The sequence below is a fragment of the Rhizobium sp. 01T444 genome (assembly GCF_056398305.1).
Genome location: NZ_JBFTPD010000171.1, coordinates 1 through 716, shown reverse-complemented (window position 1 = coordinate 716; position 716 = coordinate 1). Strand labels below are relative to the sequence as shown.

Annotated in this window: 1 protein-coding gene; it reads left to right on the top strand. The window is 66.8% G+C overall.

Features of this window, described 5'->3' with window-relative positions; translation table 11 throughout:
- Positions 1–39 precede the first annotated feature (39 nt).
- A partial coding sequence (locus tag AC1DTN_RS37800; protein ID WP_477925256.1) for a tripartite tricarboxylate transporter substrate-binding protein occupies positions 40–716 on the top strand: 677 nt, incomplete at its 3' end.

Genomic DNA, 716 nt, shown 5'->3' with positions numbered 1-716 from the left:
CGAAGAAATCGCACCCGCGTGCAACAGGAGACAAACAAGATGAAGAGACGTACGGCATGCATCGCCGTGATGCTGGCTGGGCTGCCCTGGCTCGCCTCGGCCGAGAATTCCGGCGCCTGGCCCAGCAGGCCGGTACGGCTGATCGTTCCGTTCTCGGCCGGCGGCGCGACCGATTCGGTCGCCCGCATCATGGCCCAGCAACTGACGCTGGTCTGGGGCCAGCCGGTGATCGTCGACAACAGGCCGGGCGCGGGCACGGTGATCGGCACCGAGGCCGTGGCCAAGGCACCGCCCGACGGCTACACGATGGGAATGGTCGTCTCGGCCCACACCATCAACCCCAGCCTGCGGCCCAACCTGCCCTACGACACGCTCAAGGATTTCGCGGCGGTCTCGCAGATCGGCATGCAACACATGGTGATCGCCGCCAACCCCGCCTTCCCGGCCAACAACATCGCCGAACTGATCGCACTGGCGAAGAAGAACCCGGGCTCCATCAGCTACGCCTCCTCGGGCGCCGGCACGGCACTGCACCTCGGCTTCGAGCTGCTGAAGGCCAAGGCCGGCGTGGACATCGGCCACGTACCGTACAAGGGAGGCGCCCCCGCGCAGCAGGACGTCATCGGCGGACAGGTCCCGCTGCTGGTCGACATCTATCACAGCACGGCGCCCTTCGTGAAGAGCGGCAAGCTGAAGATCCTCGGGCTGTTCAGCCC